General features: G+C 47.7%; 1 pseudogene. It reads left to right on the plus strand.

What is annotated here, in order from left to right:
- Positions 1-191: 191 nt before the first annotated feature.
- Positions 192-661: pseudogene (locus HC175_RS16065) on the plus strand (NADP-dependent malic enzyme); the annotation flags it as partial.

The raw sequence follows: 661 nt of genomic DNA on the forward strand, positions 1-661 counted from the left end.
CGGGGAAAAGCTGGATGAGCTGGTGCCACCGGAGAAGATAAGATTGTGGAGGCGCGATTAATCGCGCCTCCACCTCCGGTAGTAAAGCCGGGATTTATCGCGGGTCATAGGTCAGAGCTAAAAATTGATCCTTATCAGCGAGCTATAAAAGTAAACTCTTACCTTTGTACGTCCTGAACAAACAGGGAATTATGAGGAACGAACGCAAAAGACGTGAGGCTTTGGTCTACCACGCAAAACCGCACCCCGGAAAGATCCAGGTGGTGCCAACCAAAAAATACTCTACCCAGCGCGACCTTTCTTTAGCGTACTCCCCGGGAGTGGCAGAGCCCTGCCTGGAGATCCATAAAAATGTAGAGAACGTTTATAAATATACCACCAAGGGAAACCTGGTAGCGGTGATCTCTAACGGTACCGCCGTACTTGGACTCGGGGATATCGGTCCCGAAGCCTCCAAACCCGTAATGGAAGGGAAGGGCCTGCTGTTCAAGATCTTTGCCGACATTGATGTTTTTGATATTGAAGTTGACACGAAAGATGTTGATGCTTTTGTGAATACTGTAAAAAATATTGCCCCAACCTTCGGCGGTATTAACCTTGAAGACATTGCAGCGCCCGAAGCTTTTGAAATAGAAAGAAGGTTAAAGGCAGAACTGGATAT

This window comes from Salinimicrobium oceani (assembly GCF_012037645.1).